The organism is bacterium, from assembly GCA_035691305.1.
GTDB lineage: Bacteria > Sysuimicrobiota > Sysuimicrobiia > Sysuimicrobiales > Segetimicrobiaceae > DASSJF01.
On record DASSJF010000041.1, the window covers coordinates 29,280 to 45,400 of the forward strand.

A 16,121-nucleotide genomic window follows, 5' to 3' on the forward strand; every position below is an offset into this window, starting at 1 on the left:
CGGCAGGGGGGACTGTGTGAGAGCCTGGGTTCCGGTTGGCCTGATCGCGGCGTTTATTCTTGTAGCGACTTCCCCGGCGACCTACATCGGCGTCGTCGGCGGCGGCGAGCGGCCGCACCCGTCCGCCGCGATCTCGCCACCGGTGCCCCGGACGACGACCGACTCCTTCGATCCTCTCGATCCGCCGTGGGTCTACATCCGCTCCGCGGGGGCGCGCGGGGACGGCGTCACGGACGATACCGCGGCGGTCCAGGCCGCTTTCACCGAGGCGGCCACGAGCGGCCGCCCCGTCTTTTGCCGGTCGGGGATCTACCTCGTATCGGCCACCCTGGTGCTCGGTACGGACTTCGCCGGGTCGCCGTCCGCCGGGCGGGCGGCGTGCGTCGTCAAATTCGTCGGTTCCGGCCCGGCGGTGATGGTCACCGCGAACCCGGTGCAGATTCAAAACCTCGTGCTGGACCTTACCGCGAACGCTCACACCGGGACCGGCGGGCTGCTGCTTCCCGACGCCTGCGTACGCTGTACCTTTTCGTCGATTAGAGTCGAGGGGCCGCCCAACGGCGTGATCCCCTACCTCAACTACGGCATCTTTCTGCGGGGCGGCGGCACGGGAGACCGGCTCACGAACATTTCGACCGAATACGCGACCTCGGCCATCATCGCGGGGATCGGCGGCAACCTCTTCTATCAGAGCACGTTCGACAATATCTTCGCCCACCACTGCGGTCAAACGGCGGGGCGCGCCTGTCTGGAGATCACCGGCGCGGTCGACACCGTGATGAACTCGGGGATCGGCGGCGGCGGCGGTTTCCCGGGGGCGCCGACCCGTGTGCCCGTGCGGATCTCCGGCACCGACGCCGAGGCCATCGACATCATCGCCACCGAACTGATTGCGGACGCGCCGCATGGGACGGCGGTGGTCATCGCCCGGCCGGCCCACGACGTGAGCGTCGTCACGCTGATCGACGTCCGCCTGCCGGTACCCGCCCGCCTGGCGTCCGACGTCGTCACTCCGCCGCGGGTCACCCGCATCGCGACGCAGGAGAGCGGCGCAGGCCCCGTCGGGTTCATCAGCGCGGCGGCCCCGATCGCCGCGTTTGTGCCGGCGCGGGATTCGGGCATCACGCTCGACGGCTGCAGCTGCACGGCGGTTGCCGGCACCGTCTCGTTCACGACGGGCGCGGCCGCCCCGGACGGCGCGGCCCCGTTCGGCGAGATCCGGTTTCAGCGCGTGTACCCGCAGCCGCCGATCGTCATCCTGAGCTGGAATTCGGATTCCGCGGCGACCGCGGGGGTGTACGTGCACTCGACGTCGGACCAAGGCGTCCGGCTCCGCTCCTCGCATCTGCAGTCCCGCACACGGTACGTGCTGAGCTACCAGGTGATCGAACAGTAAAGCCGGCCGCGGGGCTTTACCCCGACACCGCCTCGGCCGGTACGCCGCCAGGCTCCAGGTAGAAGTCGTCCGTCAGTTCGTCGAACGCGTAGATCTCGGCGTACCGCCCCCAGCCGATCAGGATCTCCAGTTGGCGACGCGCCTCCTCGTTGCTGAAGTGGCGCTCCAGCTCGTCGAGCACGTCGCCGGCCGGCATCCGGTGGTCTTCGTTTCGGTTGAGTTGCGCGACGATCTCCCGTGTCTGGCTCACCGTGTCGAGCAGCCGCGAGCGGAAGATCTCCTTCTTCTCCTGCACGGTCGCCGCGGCCAGCACCCCACCGCGTTCGGTCAGCTTCAGGTCGCCGGCGTGGGCGGTCGCAAAGCCCAAGAGCTCCGCGGCCTCGACGGCCGGGAGGAGATCTTCGACGTCGAAATGCAGCTCCGCGCCGACCCGCGCGAGATCCGCCTCGTTGCCCCGGTCGTGGATGAACTCTACGAGACCGATCAGCATGCTGACGGTTGCGCTCGGCAGCCTGGGAATGAGCTGCTTGAGATGCTCGAGGCGCCGCGCGCGGTCGCCGGTCAGCAGCTCGTAGACCCGCTCGACGACCTGTTGAAACTGCGGCGAGCGGCGATCCCGCCAGTGCGGCAGTTCCGGCCGGACCTCGTCGACGATGCGCCCCGGCGTCGTCGCCAGTACGATGATGCGGTCGGCCATGAACACGGCCTCCTCGATGCTGTGGGTCACGACGACGATCGCGCGCGTCGGAAAACGGCGCTTCAGCCAGAGTTCCAGCAGGTCCGTGCGGAGGTTCTCCGCGGTCAGCGGGTCGAGCGCGGAAAAGGGTTCGTCCATCAACAGAATGTCCGGTTCCACGGCGAGCGCGCGGGCGAAGCCGACCCGCTGGCGCATGCCGCCGGACAATTCCTTGGGGAAAGCCGACTCGAAGCCGTCGAGTCCGATCAGGTCGATCATCTCGAGCGCCCGCGTCCGGGCCCGCTCCGGTGTCGCGCCCGCCGCCTTGAGCCCCAGTTCGACGTTGTCCAACACGGTCAGCCAGGGGAACAGGGCGAAAGTTTGAAACACCATCGCGACACCCGGGTTGGGACCGGCGAGCGGCTGCCCGCGGTAGAGGACCGTGCCCTCGGTGGGCCGGAGCAGGCCGGCCAGCACGCGGAGGAGGCTCGACTTCCCGCAGCCGGACGGGCCCAGCAGGGCGAGGATCTCGCCCGCGCGGATTTGCAGATCGACGCGGTACAGCACGGCGGTCGATCCGCCGTCGGGCCGCGCGTAGGCAATGGTCAGGCTCCTGGCCTCGACGAGAACGGTCGGGGGGCTGCTGATCGCCACGGCTATGCTCCTCCGTCACGCCGGGCCGCGTGCGCCCGCGCATCGTTCATCCCAGATGGTACCGTTCCTCCGCGAGATGCGCCGCGCGCCGCCAGAAGAGGCGGTTCCAGACGACGACGATCGTGCCCATCGCCACGGTCGCCGCGGCCAGCAGCGGGTAATTCGCGTTCGCGGCGGCCGCCGAGATCAGGGCGCCGAGGCCGATCGTCTGCAGCGTCCTGTTCTCGAACGTCACGTATTCCGAGACGATCGAGGCGTTGAAGGCGCCGCCCTGGGCCGTGATGCCGCCGGTGACGAGGTGCGGAAAAATACCCGGAAGGATGAGGGTTCGCCACCGCGCCCAGCCCCGGACCTTCATCACGTCGGTGGCCTCCAGCAGGTCGCGCGGCAGCGCAATCGCCCCCGCGATGGCGTTGAACAGGACGTACCATTGAGTGCCGAGCAGCATCAATAGAATGGATGCGATCGTGAGCCCGCCGCCGACGTGGATCAGGAGGAGCAGCAGGATCGGGAAGACCGCGGTCGCCGGCACCGACGCCGCGACCTGCGCCAGGGGCTCCGCCACCCGGGCGAGGCGCGGGTGCAGCCCGATCGCGACGCCCGCGGGGACCGTCCAGGCGAGCGACACGGCGAGGGCGACGATGATCCGCAGCAGCGTGGCTCCCGTGCCCGCGCCGATCGTGAGCCATTGCACGGCCGGCAGGGCGGCGATCAGTCTGATCAAGGAGACGGTGCCCCAGACGACGGCGGCGAGCGCGGCCGCGGTCGCGACCCAGCCCAAGCCCCTCGTCACCGCCGCGGCGGCGGGGTCCGGCGCCGCCGGGCGGGGCGCACGGGCCGGGGGCCGTCCCTTCTGCATGCGCGCGGACATCGTGCGCAGCGCGCGGCCTGCGGCGGGCAGCAAGGTGGAGTCGCGCAGCACGTTGAGGGCCCACGAGCGCGGGACGTCCTGTCCCTCGGACAGCTCGACCTTGAACCGTTCGCTCCAGGCGATGAGGGGCCGCCAGACCAGCTGATCGAGCGCGACGATCAGCGCGATCAGCGTGCCGAGCCCCCACAAGATCGCGCCAAAGTTGCCCTTGTTCGCCGCGTCGGCAAGGTAACTGCCCAACCCCGGCAGCGCAAACGACTGCCTGCCCAACGTGAACTCCTCGGTGGCCATGAGGAAGAACCATCCGCCCGCCCAGGACATCATGCTGTTCCAGACGAGCCCGATAATCGACGCCGGCAGCTCGAGCGACAGCAGCCTGCGCAGAGGCGACAGGCGGAAGGCCTGCGCCGCCTCGGTCAGCTCTTCGGGAATCGTCCGCAGCGAGTGGTAGAAGCTAAACGCCATGTTCCAGACCATGCCCGTGAAGATGAGCAGAATGCTCCCGAGCTCGAGGCCGAGCGTCCGTCCGGGAAACAGGGCGATCATCGCCAGCAGCACCGTCGGCAGAAACGAAAGCACGGGGATGGACTGCAGCACATCGAGCGCCGGCACGATCAGCCGGCCCGCCGTCGCGTTTCTCGCCGCGGCGTAGCCGACGCCGAGCGTAAAGGCGAGCGCGAGGGTGTAGGCGCCGATCATGCGGAGCAGCGAGAGCAGCGCATATTCCGGCAGCGCGGACGGCCGCAGGTCGATCGTGATGGACGGGATCGAGCGGTGCAGCTCCCGCGGCGCGAGCGTCAGCAGCACGTAGAACGCGGCGGCGACGCTGCCGAGGATCAGGACGTCGGCCGCCCACGTGCGGGGCGTACGGAGGAGGACGGGGCCGGGGTCGCGGGCGGACATCAGGCCGAGCGCGCCGTCCGCGCATGTCGAGCCGGTGGCGTCATGCTCCCCTCCGGTCGGGGCTCGAAGCCGAGATCAATCCAACGATTCGCTCCGGCAGCAGGGGGCCTTCCGTGATCCGGACTCCGAACGGCGCCAGCGCGTCTTCGACGGCGTTCGCGAGGGCGGCCGGGGGCGCGATCGCGCCTCCCTCGCCGACGCCCTTCGCCCCGAGCGGGTTGCGCGGCGACGGATACTCGAGATGGACGGTCTCGAACCGCGGCAGTTCCCGGGCTTTCGGGATCGCGTAGTCCATCAGTGACCCCGAGAGCAACTGCCCGCCGGTGTCGTAGGCCAGCATCTCGCTCATGCCGCCGCCGATCCCCTGCGCGACGCCGCCGTGGATCTGACCTTCCACAATCAGTGGATTGACCACGCGGCCGCAGTCGTGGGCGACGACGTACCGGAGGATCGCGACCGCGCCGGTCTCGGGATCGACCTCGACGACCGCGACGTGGACGGCGCTCGCGTAGGTGACCGTCGGCACGGTCCCGTACCGGGACGCTTCGAAGATCGGGTCGGCGACGCGCGCGCCGGCGAGCGTGGGGAGGCTCGATCGCACGACTTCGGCCAGCGTCAGCCCGCGGCCGGGGGTGCCGCGCACGAAGACGCGCCCTCCGCCGACGTCGAGATCGGGCTCCGCGGCTTCGAGCAGCGCGGCGGCGGCGCGCACCACCTTCCCCCGGACGTCCGTCGCCGCGCCGGCCACGGCGTTGCCGGCGACGACGAGGCTGCGGCTGGCAAACGTGCCGATGCCGGCCGCGATCGCCCGCGTGTCCCCGCCGACCACCGTCACGTCGTCGAGCGCGACGCCGAGCGCGTCCGCGGCGATCTGCGCGAAGGTGGTTTCGTGTCCCTGGCCCTGTGAACAGGCGCCGGTCGCCACGACGACCTTCCCCGACGAGTCCAGCCGTACGGCGGCGCTTTCGTAGGGTCCGATGCCGGTGCCCTCGACGTACGCCGCGATCCCGATGCCGCGGTACACGCCGCGCGCGCGCAGCCCGCGCTGCTCGCTTCGGAACGCGGCGTACCCGACGTGGTCGAGCGCGCGTTCGAGCGCGCCGGCGAAGTCGCCGCTGTCGTAGACGCACGGGTTGCCGTCGCGGTAGAGAAACCCGGCGTCGTAGGGCATCTCGTCGCTGCGGATCGTGTTGCGCCGGCGCAGGTCGGCGGGATCGATCTCGAGGCGGCGGGCGAGCAGATCGAGCATGCGCTCCATCACAAACACGGCTTCCGGGCGGCCGGCGCCGCGGTACGGGGCGTGCGGCGTCTTGTTGGTGACGACGGACCGAACGTCGAAGGCGGCGTGCCGGATACGGTAGGGGCCGAGTGTATGCGCCACCGTGTTGTACGGCTGCACGATGCCCCACGGATTGTAGGCGCCCTGATCCAACAGCAGGCGGTCGCGAAAAGCGAGCACCGTCCCGCCGGCGTCCGCGGCGATCTCGGCCTCGTGGAGCTGTTCCCTCGAATGGCTGGCGCTCTGCATATGCTCGCGGCGCGTTTCGATCCACTTCACCGGCCGGCGGAGGCGCGTCGCGATGAGCGGAATCAGCATTTCCTCCGGATAGACCGAACACTTGGTGCCGAAGCCCCCGCCCACGTCCGGCGCGATGACGCGCACCTTGTGCGCCGCGAGGCGCAGCGCCTCGCTGAGCGCGCGCTGCAGAATGTGCGGCACCTGCGTCGAGCTCCACACGGTGATACCGCCGTCCCGGCGGTCCGGCACCGCCAGCACCCCGCGGGGTTCGATCGGCATCCCCGCCGAGCGGGGTACCCGGAGCGTCGCCCGGACCCGCACCGGCGCATTGGCGAACGCCCGATCCGGGTCGCCGACCCGCATCGCAAAGCACACCGCCACGTTGTCGCCCCAGTCCGGATGGACCACGGGCGCGCCGGCCGCGAGGCCCGCGACCACGTCCGTCACGGGCGGCAGCGGCTCGTAGGCGGCGTCGACCAGCGCGAGGGCGTCGTCGGCGGCCGCGCGCCCATCGGCCGCGAGGACGGCGATCGGTTCCCCGGCGTAGCGGACGCGGTCGGAGGCGAGCGCGAACTGGGCCGCGTTCCGGACTTGGAAGCGGATGCGCGCGCCGAGCGCCGCGGGGGCGAGGCCCGCGGACGGCAGCGGGGCGAGGTCCTTCGCGAGATCGGCGAACGTGAAGGCGGCCACGACCGCAGGATGCCGCCGCGCCCGTTCGAGATCGACCGCCACGAGACGCGCGTGGGCGTGCGTGGAGCGCGCGACCGCCGCGTAGAGACACCCGGCCGCCGCGATGTCGTCCACGTACTGCCCGCCGCCCGTCAGGAGGCGCGGGTCTTCGCGCCGGCGCACCGCTGCGCCGACGTAGCGCGTGCTCACGGGCGGCAGCCCCGCCGGTCAGGCAAAGTTGGGCGCGACGTGCCGGGCGATGAGGTCGATCTGCCCGGGATCGTCGGTCACCGGTCCGAGCACCAGGTAGGTGAGGCCGGCGCCGGCGAGATCCGCGATCCGCGCGTTGATGTGGTCGATGCCGCCGATCATGTAGCACTCTTGCAGGTGCTCGTAGGAGCGGTGCGTCCCCATGACCCGGATGAACGGCTCGCGGGATTCCGCGAGCGCTTTGGTCTGGTCGGCCGTGTCCACCAGGTGAATGAAGTTGCAGTGTCCGAAGGTGATCCCCGCGGGGTCTGTGCCCATCGTCCGGGCGTGCGCCTTGATTTGCTCCCAATCCCGCTTTACCCACTCCTGGGTGCCGGAGCAGCGCGACAGCCAGTTGCCGGCCTTCACGACGCGGGTGAGCACGGCTTTCGACATGAACGGGACGTCGTGTTCGTCCGGGTCCGGCACACGGGACCCGCCGGAGACCCATACTTCGGGCGGCGCCGCGGGCCGCGGGTCGATTGTCACGTCGTCGAACTGGTAGTACCGGCCGTGGTAGGAAGCGTTGGGACGGCTCAACAGGAGCATCACGGCTTCGAGGATCTCATCGGTACGCCGTCCGCGCTCCTCGATCCTCGAGCCGGTGACCGTGAACTCCTGCGCGTACCACCCGGGGCCGATGCCGAAGACAAAGCGTCCGCCGGACAACCGGCACAGCGTCGAGATCTCCTTGGCGAGCATCACGGGGTTCCGCACCGGCAGGACCAGGATGCCGGTGGCGAGGCGCGCGCGCCGCGTCAGCGCCGCGGCGTAGGAGAGCACGTTCAGCGGCTCGAGCCACGCCATGCCGTACAGACCCGGAGCGGTCAGCAGATGGTCGATCACCCAGATGTCGAAGCCGTATTCCTCGCATTTTTGGATGGACGATGTCAGCCGGTGCATTCGTTCGGACCCGCCGTCCCGCCACGCGTAGGAGGGTACCCACACGCCGAACTTGAGCTTTGCCATCAGCCTTCTCCCCTCAGCCACCGGATCGGCGTGATGCGGTAGTCGCAGCGCAGCGCCGTGCCACGCCGGTCGTCACGCAGCTCGACCTCGAAGCGCTCGCCGTACGCGAACGCGCCGCCGAGCAGCGCGAACGTGCCCGAGAAGATCGCGGTGCCGGTCAGGTCGCCGTCGAGCCGGCCGCGCACGAGGGCCAGCAGGTCGTCCGGACGCATCATCGATCCGAGCCGGCCCTCCTGGTACGGGGCGCGGCGGCCGTCCACCGTCGCGTGCCCCGTCAGCACGAGATCGTCCCAGCCGTCGCGCACGTCCTCGAGGTCCCACACCTCGCTCGAGATCACGTTCGGCGCGACCAGCTTCGATTTCTCGATCGTGATCTTCTCGAGCCCGCGGTCGGTGTGGTCGCTGCCGCAGGCGACCAGGATGCGGCCGGGCGCGGCGAGCAGGACGAACTCCGCCTCGCCGGATGTCTCCGAGCCTAGCACCTCAATCGTCCCCGCCGTGGTGAGCAGGTGGGCCATTTTCGGATACAGGACCGGCACGCGGTCCGGGCACGGGATGCCGTGCACGCGCATCTCGTCGATGTGCCGTTGCACCGCCGCCCGGTCGCGGCCGGAGAAGCCGGCGTTGATCACGCGGCGCACCTCGAACCGCAGCGGGGCGGCGCGGCCGTTCTGCCGGAGCGTCAGGTCGAGGGAGGTCATCCGCGCGTCGCTAGGGCTTCGTGGTTGCTTCTTGCGGCTTTCGGCATCGGGCGCACCCCCGCAAGATACATTCCGTGGACTGCAAGCCCGTCCCCTTGTCGCCGCGCGGACACGGCCCGCTCGGGGCGTTCGCGGACGGAGGGAACCGTCTCCACGGCCCGAAGGCCGCGGGAAGGGAGGGGATCGACGATGCGCACCGCAAAGGCCGTGCTCGGCGTGTTGATGCTGGCCGCGGGCGGGACGTGGTGCCTCCAGGGAATGCGCGTGCTGCCGGGCAGCTTCATGACGGGTTCCAGATTCTGGGCCGTCACGGGTGCGGTCGTGGGCCTCGCCGGGATCGCACTCTTCATCGACGGCATGCGGCGGCGGGCGGCATAGCCGAATGCGGGTCGAGACAGGGAGTGGTGGTGGCGGTATGGGACTGACGCGGGACGTGGCGCAGTGGGTGGCGCGGATGTCGATCGACGAGGCGCCCCCCGGCGTGGTGGACGCGGCCCGGTCCGCGATCATCGACACCGTCGCCGTGATTCTGGCCGGCGCGGCCGAACCCGTGTCGAAGATCGTCGCGGACGCGGTCGCGGAAGACGGAGCCGCGCCGGTGGCCGATCGTCTGGGCGCGCGGCTTCGCACTTCGATGGAGGGCGCCGCGCTGGTCAACGGGGTCAGCGGGCACGCCCTCGACTACGACGACGTCAACCGGTCCTCGATTGGCCATCCGAGCGTGGTGATCCTGCCCGCGGCGCTCGCGGCGGCCCAGGGCGCGGGCGCGTCCGGCCGCCGGCTGGTGGAAGCCTACGTGGCCGGCGTCGAGGTCATGACCAAGCTCGGCCGGGCGATGGGCACGGCGCATTACCGGACCGGCTGGCACGCGACCTCCACGCTCGGGACGCTCGGCGCGGCGATGGCGGCGGGGAAGGTCTTCGGGCTCCCGACGGAAGTGTTGCAGCACGCGCTCGCCGTCGCGGCGTCGGAGGCGTCGGGCAGCCGCCAGAATTTCGGCACGATGACGAAGCCCTATCATCCGGGGCACGCCGCACGCTGCGGGGTCGCCGCCGCGCGTCTGGCGCGCAGAGGGATGACCGGCGATACCACCATTCTGGAGGCGCCGCTCGGCTACTTCGCCATCTTCGCCTACGGCGAAGCCGGCACGGCGGGCCTGGCGGCCTCGCTCGGCAATCCGTACGACGTGGTGTCGCCCGGCATGAACGTGAAGCGGTATCCGTGCTGCTATGCCACGCACCGCGCGGCCGACGCCGTGCTGGATCTGGTTCGTGAGTACGAGCTGCGTGCCGGGGACGTCGAATCCGCGGAGGTCACGGTGCCGCCGGGCGGGCTGGCCGCGGTGACCCGGGACCGTCCGCGCACCGGCCTCGAAGGGAAGTTCAGCCTGCCGTACGTCGTGGCCGCCGCGTTGCTCGACGGCCGCGTCGCCCTCGACAGCTTCACCGACGAGAAGGTGCTGCGTCCGGACGCGCAGGCACTGCTGCGGGCGGTCCGTCCGGTGGAGGACCCGAGCATCGCGGTGGAGTTCAACCCGATCGAGGAGGGGTACGTGACCGTCAAGATTCACCGCCGCAGCGGGGCGCCGTTGAAGCGCCGCGTCGACTACCCGCGCGGCGCTCCGCAGAATCCGCTCAGCCGCGAGGAGCTGCACGAGAAGTTCCGCGACTGCGCCCGGGGTGTTCTACCCCCGGTGCAGAGCGCGCGGGCGCTCGACCTGCTGGCGTCGATCGAGGCGCTCCCGCGGCTCGATGACCTGATCGCGTCGCTGGTCCCGCCGGAAGGGGGGGCGTAGATGGCCGGACGGGCCACCCCGGCGCAGCGCGGTCCCCGACTCTGGCTCAGGACGTTTGTGGGCTTCTATCCGCCGCACGCCGAGGCGCGCGCGGCGCTCGATCCGGTCGCGGGGTTTCTCTTCTCGGCCCGCAGCGTGATCCTGGTCATCTCGGCGCAGGCCGCGGTGATCGCGGGGCTGCTCGCGGCGGCGGACGGCCGCTTCGACCCGCTCGCGTTTGTGCTTGTGCTCGTCGGTTTCGTCACGGCGCACGCGATCAGCAACCTCAGCAATGACTACTTCGGCTACCGGCGCGGCCACGACACGCCGGATTCGCCGCGGCTCCGGTACACGATACACCCGATCGCGAGCGGCGTGCTCGACGCCCGCAGCCTCCTCGCCGGACTCGCCATCCTGGCGGCGGTCGGCACGGCGATTGCCGCGTATTTCGTCGCGGCGCGCGGGCCGATCGCCCTCGGGTTTTTTGCCGCGGGCCTGCTGCTGCTGTACCTCTACGACGCCGCGCCCACCCCGCTCAAGGCGATCGGCATGGGGGAGGTCGCGGCGTTTCTCGTCTGGGGCCCGCTCATGGTGGGCGGCGGTTACTTCGTGATCGCCGGCCGGCTGTCGGGGGCGGCGTTCTTCGCGTCGATTCCGTACGGTCTCGGCGTGATGTCGATTCTCATCGGTAAGCACATCGACCAGGCGAACTTCGACCGCGCCCACGGGCAGCGGACGCTGCCCGTCGTCCTCGGGGACCGGCGGGCGCGGGTGCTCAACCGCGCGGTGATCGCCGGGATGTACGCCGTGGTCGCGGCGCTGATCGTCGCGCGCGCGATCACGCCGTTTGTTGTGCTCGTCGCCGTGGCGCTGCCCCGGGCCGCCCGTGCGCTGTCGGTGATGGCGAAGCCGAAGCCCCCGGCGCCGCCGGCGGGGTACGTCGGCTGGCCGCTGTGGTACCATCGCGTCTCGCTGATGCACAACCGGCTGTTCGGCTGGGTCTATATCGCCGGGCTCGCGCTCGGCGCGATCGCGCGCGCGTTTCGATTCTAACGGCGCCGCGGCCCGCGGCGGCCCGGCTCTAAGACGCGCCCGCCAGGCCGGCCACGCGCTCGATCACGTCCGCGGGGGCGGGGCCGCGTCCGGTCCACCGCAGCGCGTCCTCGAGCTGTATCCGGTCGGAGTAGCCGACGAGGACCGTCGAGATCCCCTGTGCGGCCAGTGCGAATCGAAGCGCGAGTTCCAGCGGGCCGTCGTAGCCCAGTTCCGCGGCGAGCCGGCGAATCGCCGCGGCGCGTTCGAGATCTCGTCCGTACCCGGCGCCCGCGGCGAGCTGCGACCCCGGGTCGCCCGCGTTCATGTGCCGGCCCGGCTGCGCCGACAGCGCCCCCACCGCCATGACCCGGATCGCGATCACGCCGAGTCCGGCCGACGCGGCCGCGTCGATCAGGCCGGCAAAATCCTGTTCGCCGCCCGCGGCGCCCGGGTGCGCGCCGCTCGGGTTCACCGCGTTGTAATAGGTCTGGGCCGTGGCGAACTTCCCGGACGCCACGGCGCCGTGCAGCGCCTTGGTCTGTCCCAGTCCCGTGATGCCGATGTAGCGCGCGAGCCCCCGCGACACGAGGCGGCGCATGCCGTCCGCGATCGGCCCGCAAACCGCGTCGAGGCCGATCGCCTGGCCGCTCCCCTGCACGGACGGCGCGGCTTCGCCGCTCTCCGCGATCGGGTTGTGGAGCTGGACGAGGTCGACGGACTCGCGCCCGAGGCGGCCCAGGCTGGCTTCCAGGGATCGCGCGATCGCCGGCGCGGGATCGTCGAGATCGGGCGGTCGCAGGCGCACCTTCGTGCCGACGACGACATCGCGCCACGCGCCGAGTTCCCGCATGACCCGGCCGAGGTTTTCCTCCGACCGGCCGTCGCCGTAGCTTGGGGCGGTATCGAAATAGGTGACGCCGGCGTCGAGCGCTCGGGCGACCGCGGCGGTTTGCTCGCTGTGATCGCCGCGGACCATGAGGCCACCCACGGCCCCGCAGCCGAAGCCGAGCGCCGAGACCCGGAGTCCTGTCTTGCCGAGCGGGCGTCGCTCCACGGCGCTACGTTCCGCCGGCGATCGCGCCGACGATCATGAACGGCTCGTCCCCCGCGGCGACGGCCTCGGGGAGCGGGGTGTCGGGCGACTCGTGCGACAGATCCTGCTGGCAGGCAAAGAACCGCACGAGCGGGCGCCGCTGCTGCGTCGTGTGGTCGCGGATCGTCCCCCGCAGCACGGGATAGCGCTCCTCGAGCGCGTCGAGGACCGAGCGCTGCGTCACCCGGCCCTCGACGTCGAGCGCGACCTCACGCCCGGTTCTCGCGAGCGTGCGGAGATGATGCGGCAGGACGACCTTTATCACGCGAGCGTCTGCACCTCGACGGACAGCACCGCCGGCAGGTCCCGGACGATGGGCTTCCACGTGTCGCCGGCGTCCGCCGACGCGTACACCTGTCCGCCCGTCGTGCCGAAGTAGAGGCCGCATTTGTCGAGCGAGTCGACGGCCATCGCGTCGCGCAGCACGTTGACGTAGCAGTCCCGCTGCGGGAGGCCGTTCGTCAGCGCTTCCCACTCGTTCCCGCCCGTCCGGCTGCGGTAGACCTGCAGCCTGCCGTCGAGCGGGAAGTGTTCGGAGTCGCTCTTGATTGGGATCACGTAGATCGTCTGCGGCTCATGCGCGTGGACGTCGATGACGAACCCGAAGTCCGTCGGCAGGTTGCCGCTCACTTCATGCCAGGATTCCGCGCCGTCGTCGCTGCGGCAGACGTCCCAGTGCTTCTGCATGAACAGCGTGCGCGGTTTCGACGGGTGCATCGCGATGCGGTGCACGCAGTGCCCCACCTCGGCCGTAGGATTCGGCAGGATCTCCGAGCGCAGACCGCCGTTCGCCGGCCGCCACGTCTTCGCCCCGTCGTCCGTGCGGAAGACCCCGGCGGCGGAGATCGCGATGTACATGCGCGCGGCGTCGCGCGGATCGAGCAGGATCGTATGGAGGCACATGCCGCCTGCGCCCGGCATCCAGTTCGGTCCGGTGCCGTGCCCCCGCAGCCCCGCGAGCTCCTGCCAGCTCTTTCCGCCGTCCGCCGAATGGAAGAGCGCCGCGTCCTCCACGCCCGCGTAGACGGCCTCCGGGTCGGCCAGGGACGGCTCGAGATGCCACACGCGCTTGAACTCCCACGGATGCTGGGTGCCGTCGTACCACTGATGAGTTCCGGTCGGACCGGCATAGGCGAACTGGTTGCCCACCGGCTCCCAGGTCTTCCCGCCGTCGTCCGACCGCTGAAGCTGCTGGCCGAACCAGCCGCTCGACTGTGAGGCGTACAGCCGGTTCGGATTTACCGGCGAGCCCTTGACGTGGTAGATCTCCCATCCGGCGAAATGCGGGCCCGCGACGTTCCACCGGTCCCGCGTCCCGTCGGACGTGAGGACAAACGCGCCCTTGCGTGTTCCCACGAGCACCCGCACCTGACTCATCGCACGCTCCTCTCGACGTAGTCCTGCGCTTCCTTCCACGCGGGAAAGGCGGTTTCTGCCTTGCGCCGTCCGGCCGTCGTCAGCCGCAGTTGATGCGTTCGGGCATCCGGGCCGCGCCCGAAGCCCACCCAACCGTTGCGCTCGAGCACCGCGGCGACGCGTGTGAGCGTGGTCCGCTCCAAATCCAGCAGCGCGGCGAGCTTGGAGATCCGGCTTGGCCCCGTGAGCGCGAGGGCGGCCATTACGGAGAACTGGGTCGCGCGCAGCCCGTGCAAACGCAGCCGGCGCTCGTAGATCCGCGTCAGGATGCGGGCGCGGCGCCGTGCCGCGAGGCAGCGGCAGTTTCTTGTCGCCGAGAGATCCACTCCGGCCCCCGGATCAGGCGTGTATATGCACTAATTTGACGGGCGCCACGAAAACTCCCCCGCCGCGCCGGCCCTCGACCTCCGGGCGCTTCTTTGCCTATCGTCGCGTCGCGGCCGCAAATTCGACACGAAGAAGGGGCGCCTCGGCGTGCGACCGCAGGAACGGGCGGCCGGATTGGTCGAACACGATCTGCGGCGTCCCGAGAGGGCGCAGGGCATCAAGGGGGAGGCGGCTATGATGCGGACCGGTCTCTACCGTGTCGGCGCACTGGTGACGGCGTGCGCCGTGGCGCTCACGCTCGGCATTCCGTACGGCGGCCAGGCGGCCGCGCCTACATCGCTCCACGTCGCGATCGGCATCGATGCCGACACGCTGGACCCTGAAGGCCAGACGACCACCACCGTCGCCAACATGGTGGACTATATGTTCGACTCGCTCGTCTGGCCGAACGACGAGCGGTCCGGGGTGAAGCCCGGCGAGCCGCAGTACACGAAGCTCGTGCCGCAACTCGCGACGTCGTGGACGGTCAGCCGGGACGGCCTCACCTACACGTTCAAGCTGCGGCAGGGCGTCAAGTTTCATGACGGGACGGACTTCAACGCCGACGCCGTGAAGTTCAACGTGCAGCGCTGGCTCGACCCCGCCGTGCGCAACCCCAACCGTTACTACTTCACGGACATCGATACGAGCCGCATCGAGACCCCGGACCCTTCCACGATCGTCCTGCATCTGAAACAGCCGAGCCCGACGTTGCTCGGCAGGATCGCGAGCGGTGTGGGCGAGATCCTGTCTCCCGCCGCGGTGCGGAAAATCGGCAACGACAAGATCCCGCTTGGACCCCTCGACGCGGGCACGGGGCCCTACGTGTTCAAAGAGTGGGTCCACGGCGACCACATCACACTCGTTCGCAACCCCGGCTACTGGGGCCGCAAGCCGTACTTTGACGAGGTCGTGTTCCGCGTCGTCCCGAACGCCGGTACCCGCGAGACGATGCTGCGCGCCGGCGACGTGCAGATGGCGTTCGAGCCGCCGGCGCCCGACGTGCCGGCGTTGCGCCGGGACGCAGGCCTTCGCGTCGTCGAGGGGCCGAGCGACCGCGATGTGTTCATCGGCCTCAACAATCAGTACGGGCCGCTCAAGGACGTGCGGGTCCGGCAGGCGCTCAACTACGCGATCAACAAGCAGGCGATCATCCACAGCGTGCTCTTCGGGCTGGCGACGGTACTCGAATCGCCGACCACACCGGCCCTTTTCGGGTACGCGAAGCTCCAGGCCGGCGGGTGGCCGTTCAACCCCGTGAAGGCGAAGGCCATGCTGGCGGAGGCCGGGTATGCCAACGGCTTTACCCTGAACTTCCGTACCCCGACCGGCCGCTACATCCAAGACTACCAGTTCGCGCAGGCCGTCGCCGCGCAGCTGGCCAACGTGGGGATCAAGGCCCAGATTCAAACCACCGACTGGCCGACCTACGTCAGCTGGATCCTGACCCCGCTCGAGCGGACGCCGCTGCAGATCTTCGTGCTGGGCTGGGCGACGCAGTACCTCGACGCGGACGGCGAGCTGTACGGGCAGTTCTACTCGGCGCAGGCGCCGCCGAAGGGGCTCGCGCCGTCGTTCTACAAGGACGCCAAGGTCGACGAGCTGCTGATCGCCGGGCAGACGACGTCGGATCCCAAGAGGCGCGAGGCGATCTATAAGGAAGCGCAGCAATTGATCTGGAACGACGCGCCGTGGATTTTCCTGTGGAGCCAGAACTTCTACGTGGTGACGAGCAGCCGCCTGGAAGGCGTGACGACCACGCCCAACGAGAAATGGGCGGCGATCTACGCCACGTGGAAGTAGGCGTCCGTCGAACGGGCTGACCGCGGG

General features: G+C 70.2%; 14 protein-coding genes. 5 read left to right on the forward strand and 9 right to left on the reverse strand.

What is annotated here, in order from left to right; genetic code table 11:
* Window positions 1-16: 16 nt before the first annotated feature.
* Window positions 17-1,396 carry a glycosyl hydrolase family 28-related protein gene (locus VFL28_07580; protein HET7264512.1) on the forward strand — a complete coding sequence of 460 codons (1,380 nt, stop codon included), beginning with the start codon at window positions 17-19 and terminating at the stop codon, window positions 1,394-1,396.
* A gap of 16 nt (window positions 1,397-1,412) precedes the next feature.
* On the opposite strand, the gene VFL28_07585 is transcribed toward VFL28_07580, so the two are convergent.
* The 5 genes from VFL28_07585 to VFL28_07605 are packed head-to-tail and all read right to left on the reverse strand — an operon-like array spanning window position 1,413 to window position 8,607.
* Window positions 1,413-2,726, reverse strand: a complete 1,314-nt coding sequence (locus VFL28_07585) for a nitrate/sulfonate/bicarbonate ABC transporter ATP-binding protein (protein HET7264513.1) — start codon at window positions 2,724-2,726, stop codon at window positions 1,413-1,415.
* A 46-nt stretch (window positions 2,727-2,772) separates the two neighbouring features.
* Complete coding sequence (locus tag VFL28_07590) at window positions 2,773-4,500, reverse strand: ABC transporter permease subunit (protein ID HET7264514.1); 1,728 nt, start codon at window positions 4,498-4,500, stop codon at window positions 2,773-2,775.
* 40 nt (window positions 4,501-4,540) lie between these two features.
* Complete coding sequence (locus tag VFL28_07595; protein ID HET7264515.1) at window positions 4,541-6,898, reverse strand: xanthine dehydrogenase family protein molybdopterin-binding subunit; 2,358 nt, start codon at window positions 6,896-6,898, stop codon at window positions 4,541-4,543.
* Between the two features lie 18 nt (window positions 6,899-6,916).
* On the reverse strand, window positions 6,917-7,906 hold the full coding sequence (locus VFL28_07600) for an LLM class flavin-dependent oxidoreductase (GenBank protein ID HET7264516.1): 990 nt from the start codon (window positions 7,904-7,906) through the stop codon (window positions 6,917-6,919).
* Window positions 7,906-8,607, reverse strand: coding sequence for a DUF2848 family protein (locus VFL28_07605; GenBank protein ID HET7264517.1), 702 nt, complete (start codon window positions 8,605-8,607; stop codon window positions 7,906-7,908). The genes VFL28_07600 and VFL28_07605 overlap by 1 nt, the downstream gene beginning before the upstream one ends.
* Before the next feature lie 189 nt (window positions 8,608-8,796).
* On the opposite strand from VFL28_07605, the gene VFL28_07610 reads away from it, so the two are divergent.
* The 3 genes from VFL28_07610 to VFL28_07620 are packed head-to-tail and all read left to right on the forward strand — an operon-like array spanning window position 8,797 to window position 11,434.
* Window positions 8,797-8,985: a hypothetical protein gene (locus VFL28_07610; GenBank protein ID HET7264518.1), complete on the forward strand. Its 189-nt coding sequence runs from the start codon at window positions 8,797-8,799 to the stop codon at window positions 8,983-8,985.
* 37 nt (window positions 8,986-9,022) lie between these two features.
* Window positions 9,023-10,402, forward strand: coding sequence for an MmgE/PrpD family protein (locus tag VFL28_07615; protein ID HET7264519.1), 1,380 nt, complete (start codon window positions 9,023-9,025; stop codon window positions 10,400-10,402).
* Window positions 10,403-11,434 (forward strand): prenyltransferase, encoded by a 1,032-nt coding sequence (locus VFL28_07620; GenBank protein ID HET7264520.1) that lies wholly within the window; start codon window positions 10,403-10,405, stop codon window positions 11,432-11,434. It begins immediately after the preceding gene.
* Window positions 11,435-11,462: 28 nt separating this feature from the next.
* Here the strand turns inward: VFL28_07620 and VFL28_07625 are convergent, their stop codons facing one another.
* The 4 genes from VFL28_07625 to VFL28_07640 are packed head-to-tail and all read right to left on the reverse strand — an operon-like array spanning window position 11,463 to window position 14,251.
* Window positions 11,463-12,470: an aldo/keto reductase gene (locus VFL28_07625; GenBank protein ID HET7264521.1), complete on the reverse strand. Its 1,008-nt coding sequence runs from the start codon at window positions 12,468-12,470 to the stop codon at window positions 11,463-11,465.
* A gap of 4 nt (window positions 12,471-12,474) precedes the next feature.
* On the reverse strand, window positions 12,475-12,774 hold the full coding sequence (locus VFL28_07630) for a MoaD/ThiS family protein (protein HET7264522.1): 300 nt from the start codon (window positions 12,772-12,774) through the stop codon (window positions 12,475-12,477).
* On the reverse strand, window positions 12,771-13,886 hold the full coding sequence (locus VFL28_07635; protein ID HET7264523.1) for a sialidase family protein: 1,116 nt from the start codon (window positions 13,884-13,886) through the stop codon (window positions 12,771-12,773). Before VFL28_07635 ends, VFL28_07630 begins: the two co-directional genes overlap by 4 nt.
* A complete protein-coding gene (locus VFL28_07640; GenBank protein ID HET7264524.1) occupies window positions 13,883-14,251 on the reverse strand; it encodes a MarR family winged helix-turn-helix transcriptional regulator in 369 nt (122 codons plus the stop codon). Before VFL28_07640 ends, VFL28_07635 begins: the two co-directional genes overlap by 4 nt.
* Before the next feature lie 235 nt (window positions 14,252-14,486).
* Here VFL28_07640 and VFL28_07645 point away from each other — a divergent pair, with 235 nt between their 5' ends.
* Window positions 14,487-16,094: an ABC transporter substrate-binding protein gene (locus tag VFL28_07645; protein ID HET7264525.1), complete on the forward strand. Its 1,608-nt coding sequence runs from the start codon at window positions 14,487-14,489 to the stop codon at window positions 16,092-16,094.
* Window positions 16,095-16,121: the final 27 nt, after the last annotated feature.

What these genes read in the sequence shown, in the direction of transcription:
- VFL28_07600 (HET7264516.1), bottom strand. Translation starts at nt 7,906, where the DNA reads ATGGCAAAGCTCAAGTTCGGCGTGTGGGTACCCTCCTACGCGTGGCGG.
- VFL28_07590 (HET7264514.1), bottom strand. Translation starts at nt 4,500, where the DNA reads ATGTCCGCCCGCGACCCCGGCCCCGTCCTCCTCCGTACGCCCCGCACG.
- VFL28_07635 (HET7264523.1), bottom strand. Translation starts at nt 13,886, where the DNA reads ATGAGTCAGGTGCGGGTGCTCGTGGGAACACGCAAGGGCGCGTTTGTC.
- VFL28_07605 (HET7264517.1), bottom strand. Translation starts at nt 8,607, where the DNA reads ATGACCTCCCTCGACCTGACGCTCCGGCAGAACGGCCGCGCCGCCCCG.
- VFL28_07645 (HET7264525.1), top strand. Translation starts at nt 14,487, where the DNA reads ATGATGCGGACCGGTCTCTACCGTGTCGGCGCACTGGTGACGGCGTGC.
- VFL28_07610 (HET7264518.1), top strand. Translation starts at nt 8,797, where the DNA reads ATGCGCACCGCAAAGGCCGTGCTCGGCGTGTTGATGCTGGCCGCGGGC.
- VFL28_07615 (HET7264519.1), top strand. Translation starts at nt 9,023, where the DNA reads ATGGGACTGACGCGGGACGTGGCGCAGTGGGTGGCGCGGATGTCGATC.
- VFL28_07620 (HET7264520.1), top strand. Translation starts at nt 10,403, where the DNA reads ATGGCCGGACGGGCCACCCCGGCGCAGCGCGGTCCCCGACTCTGGCTC.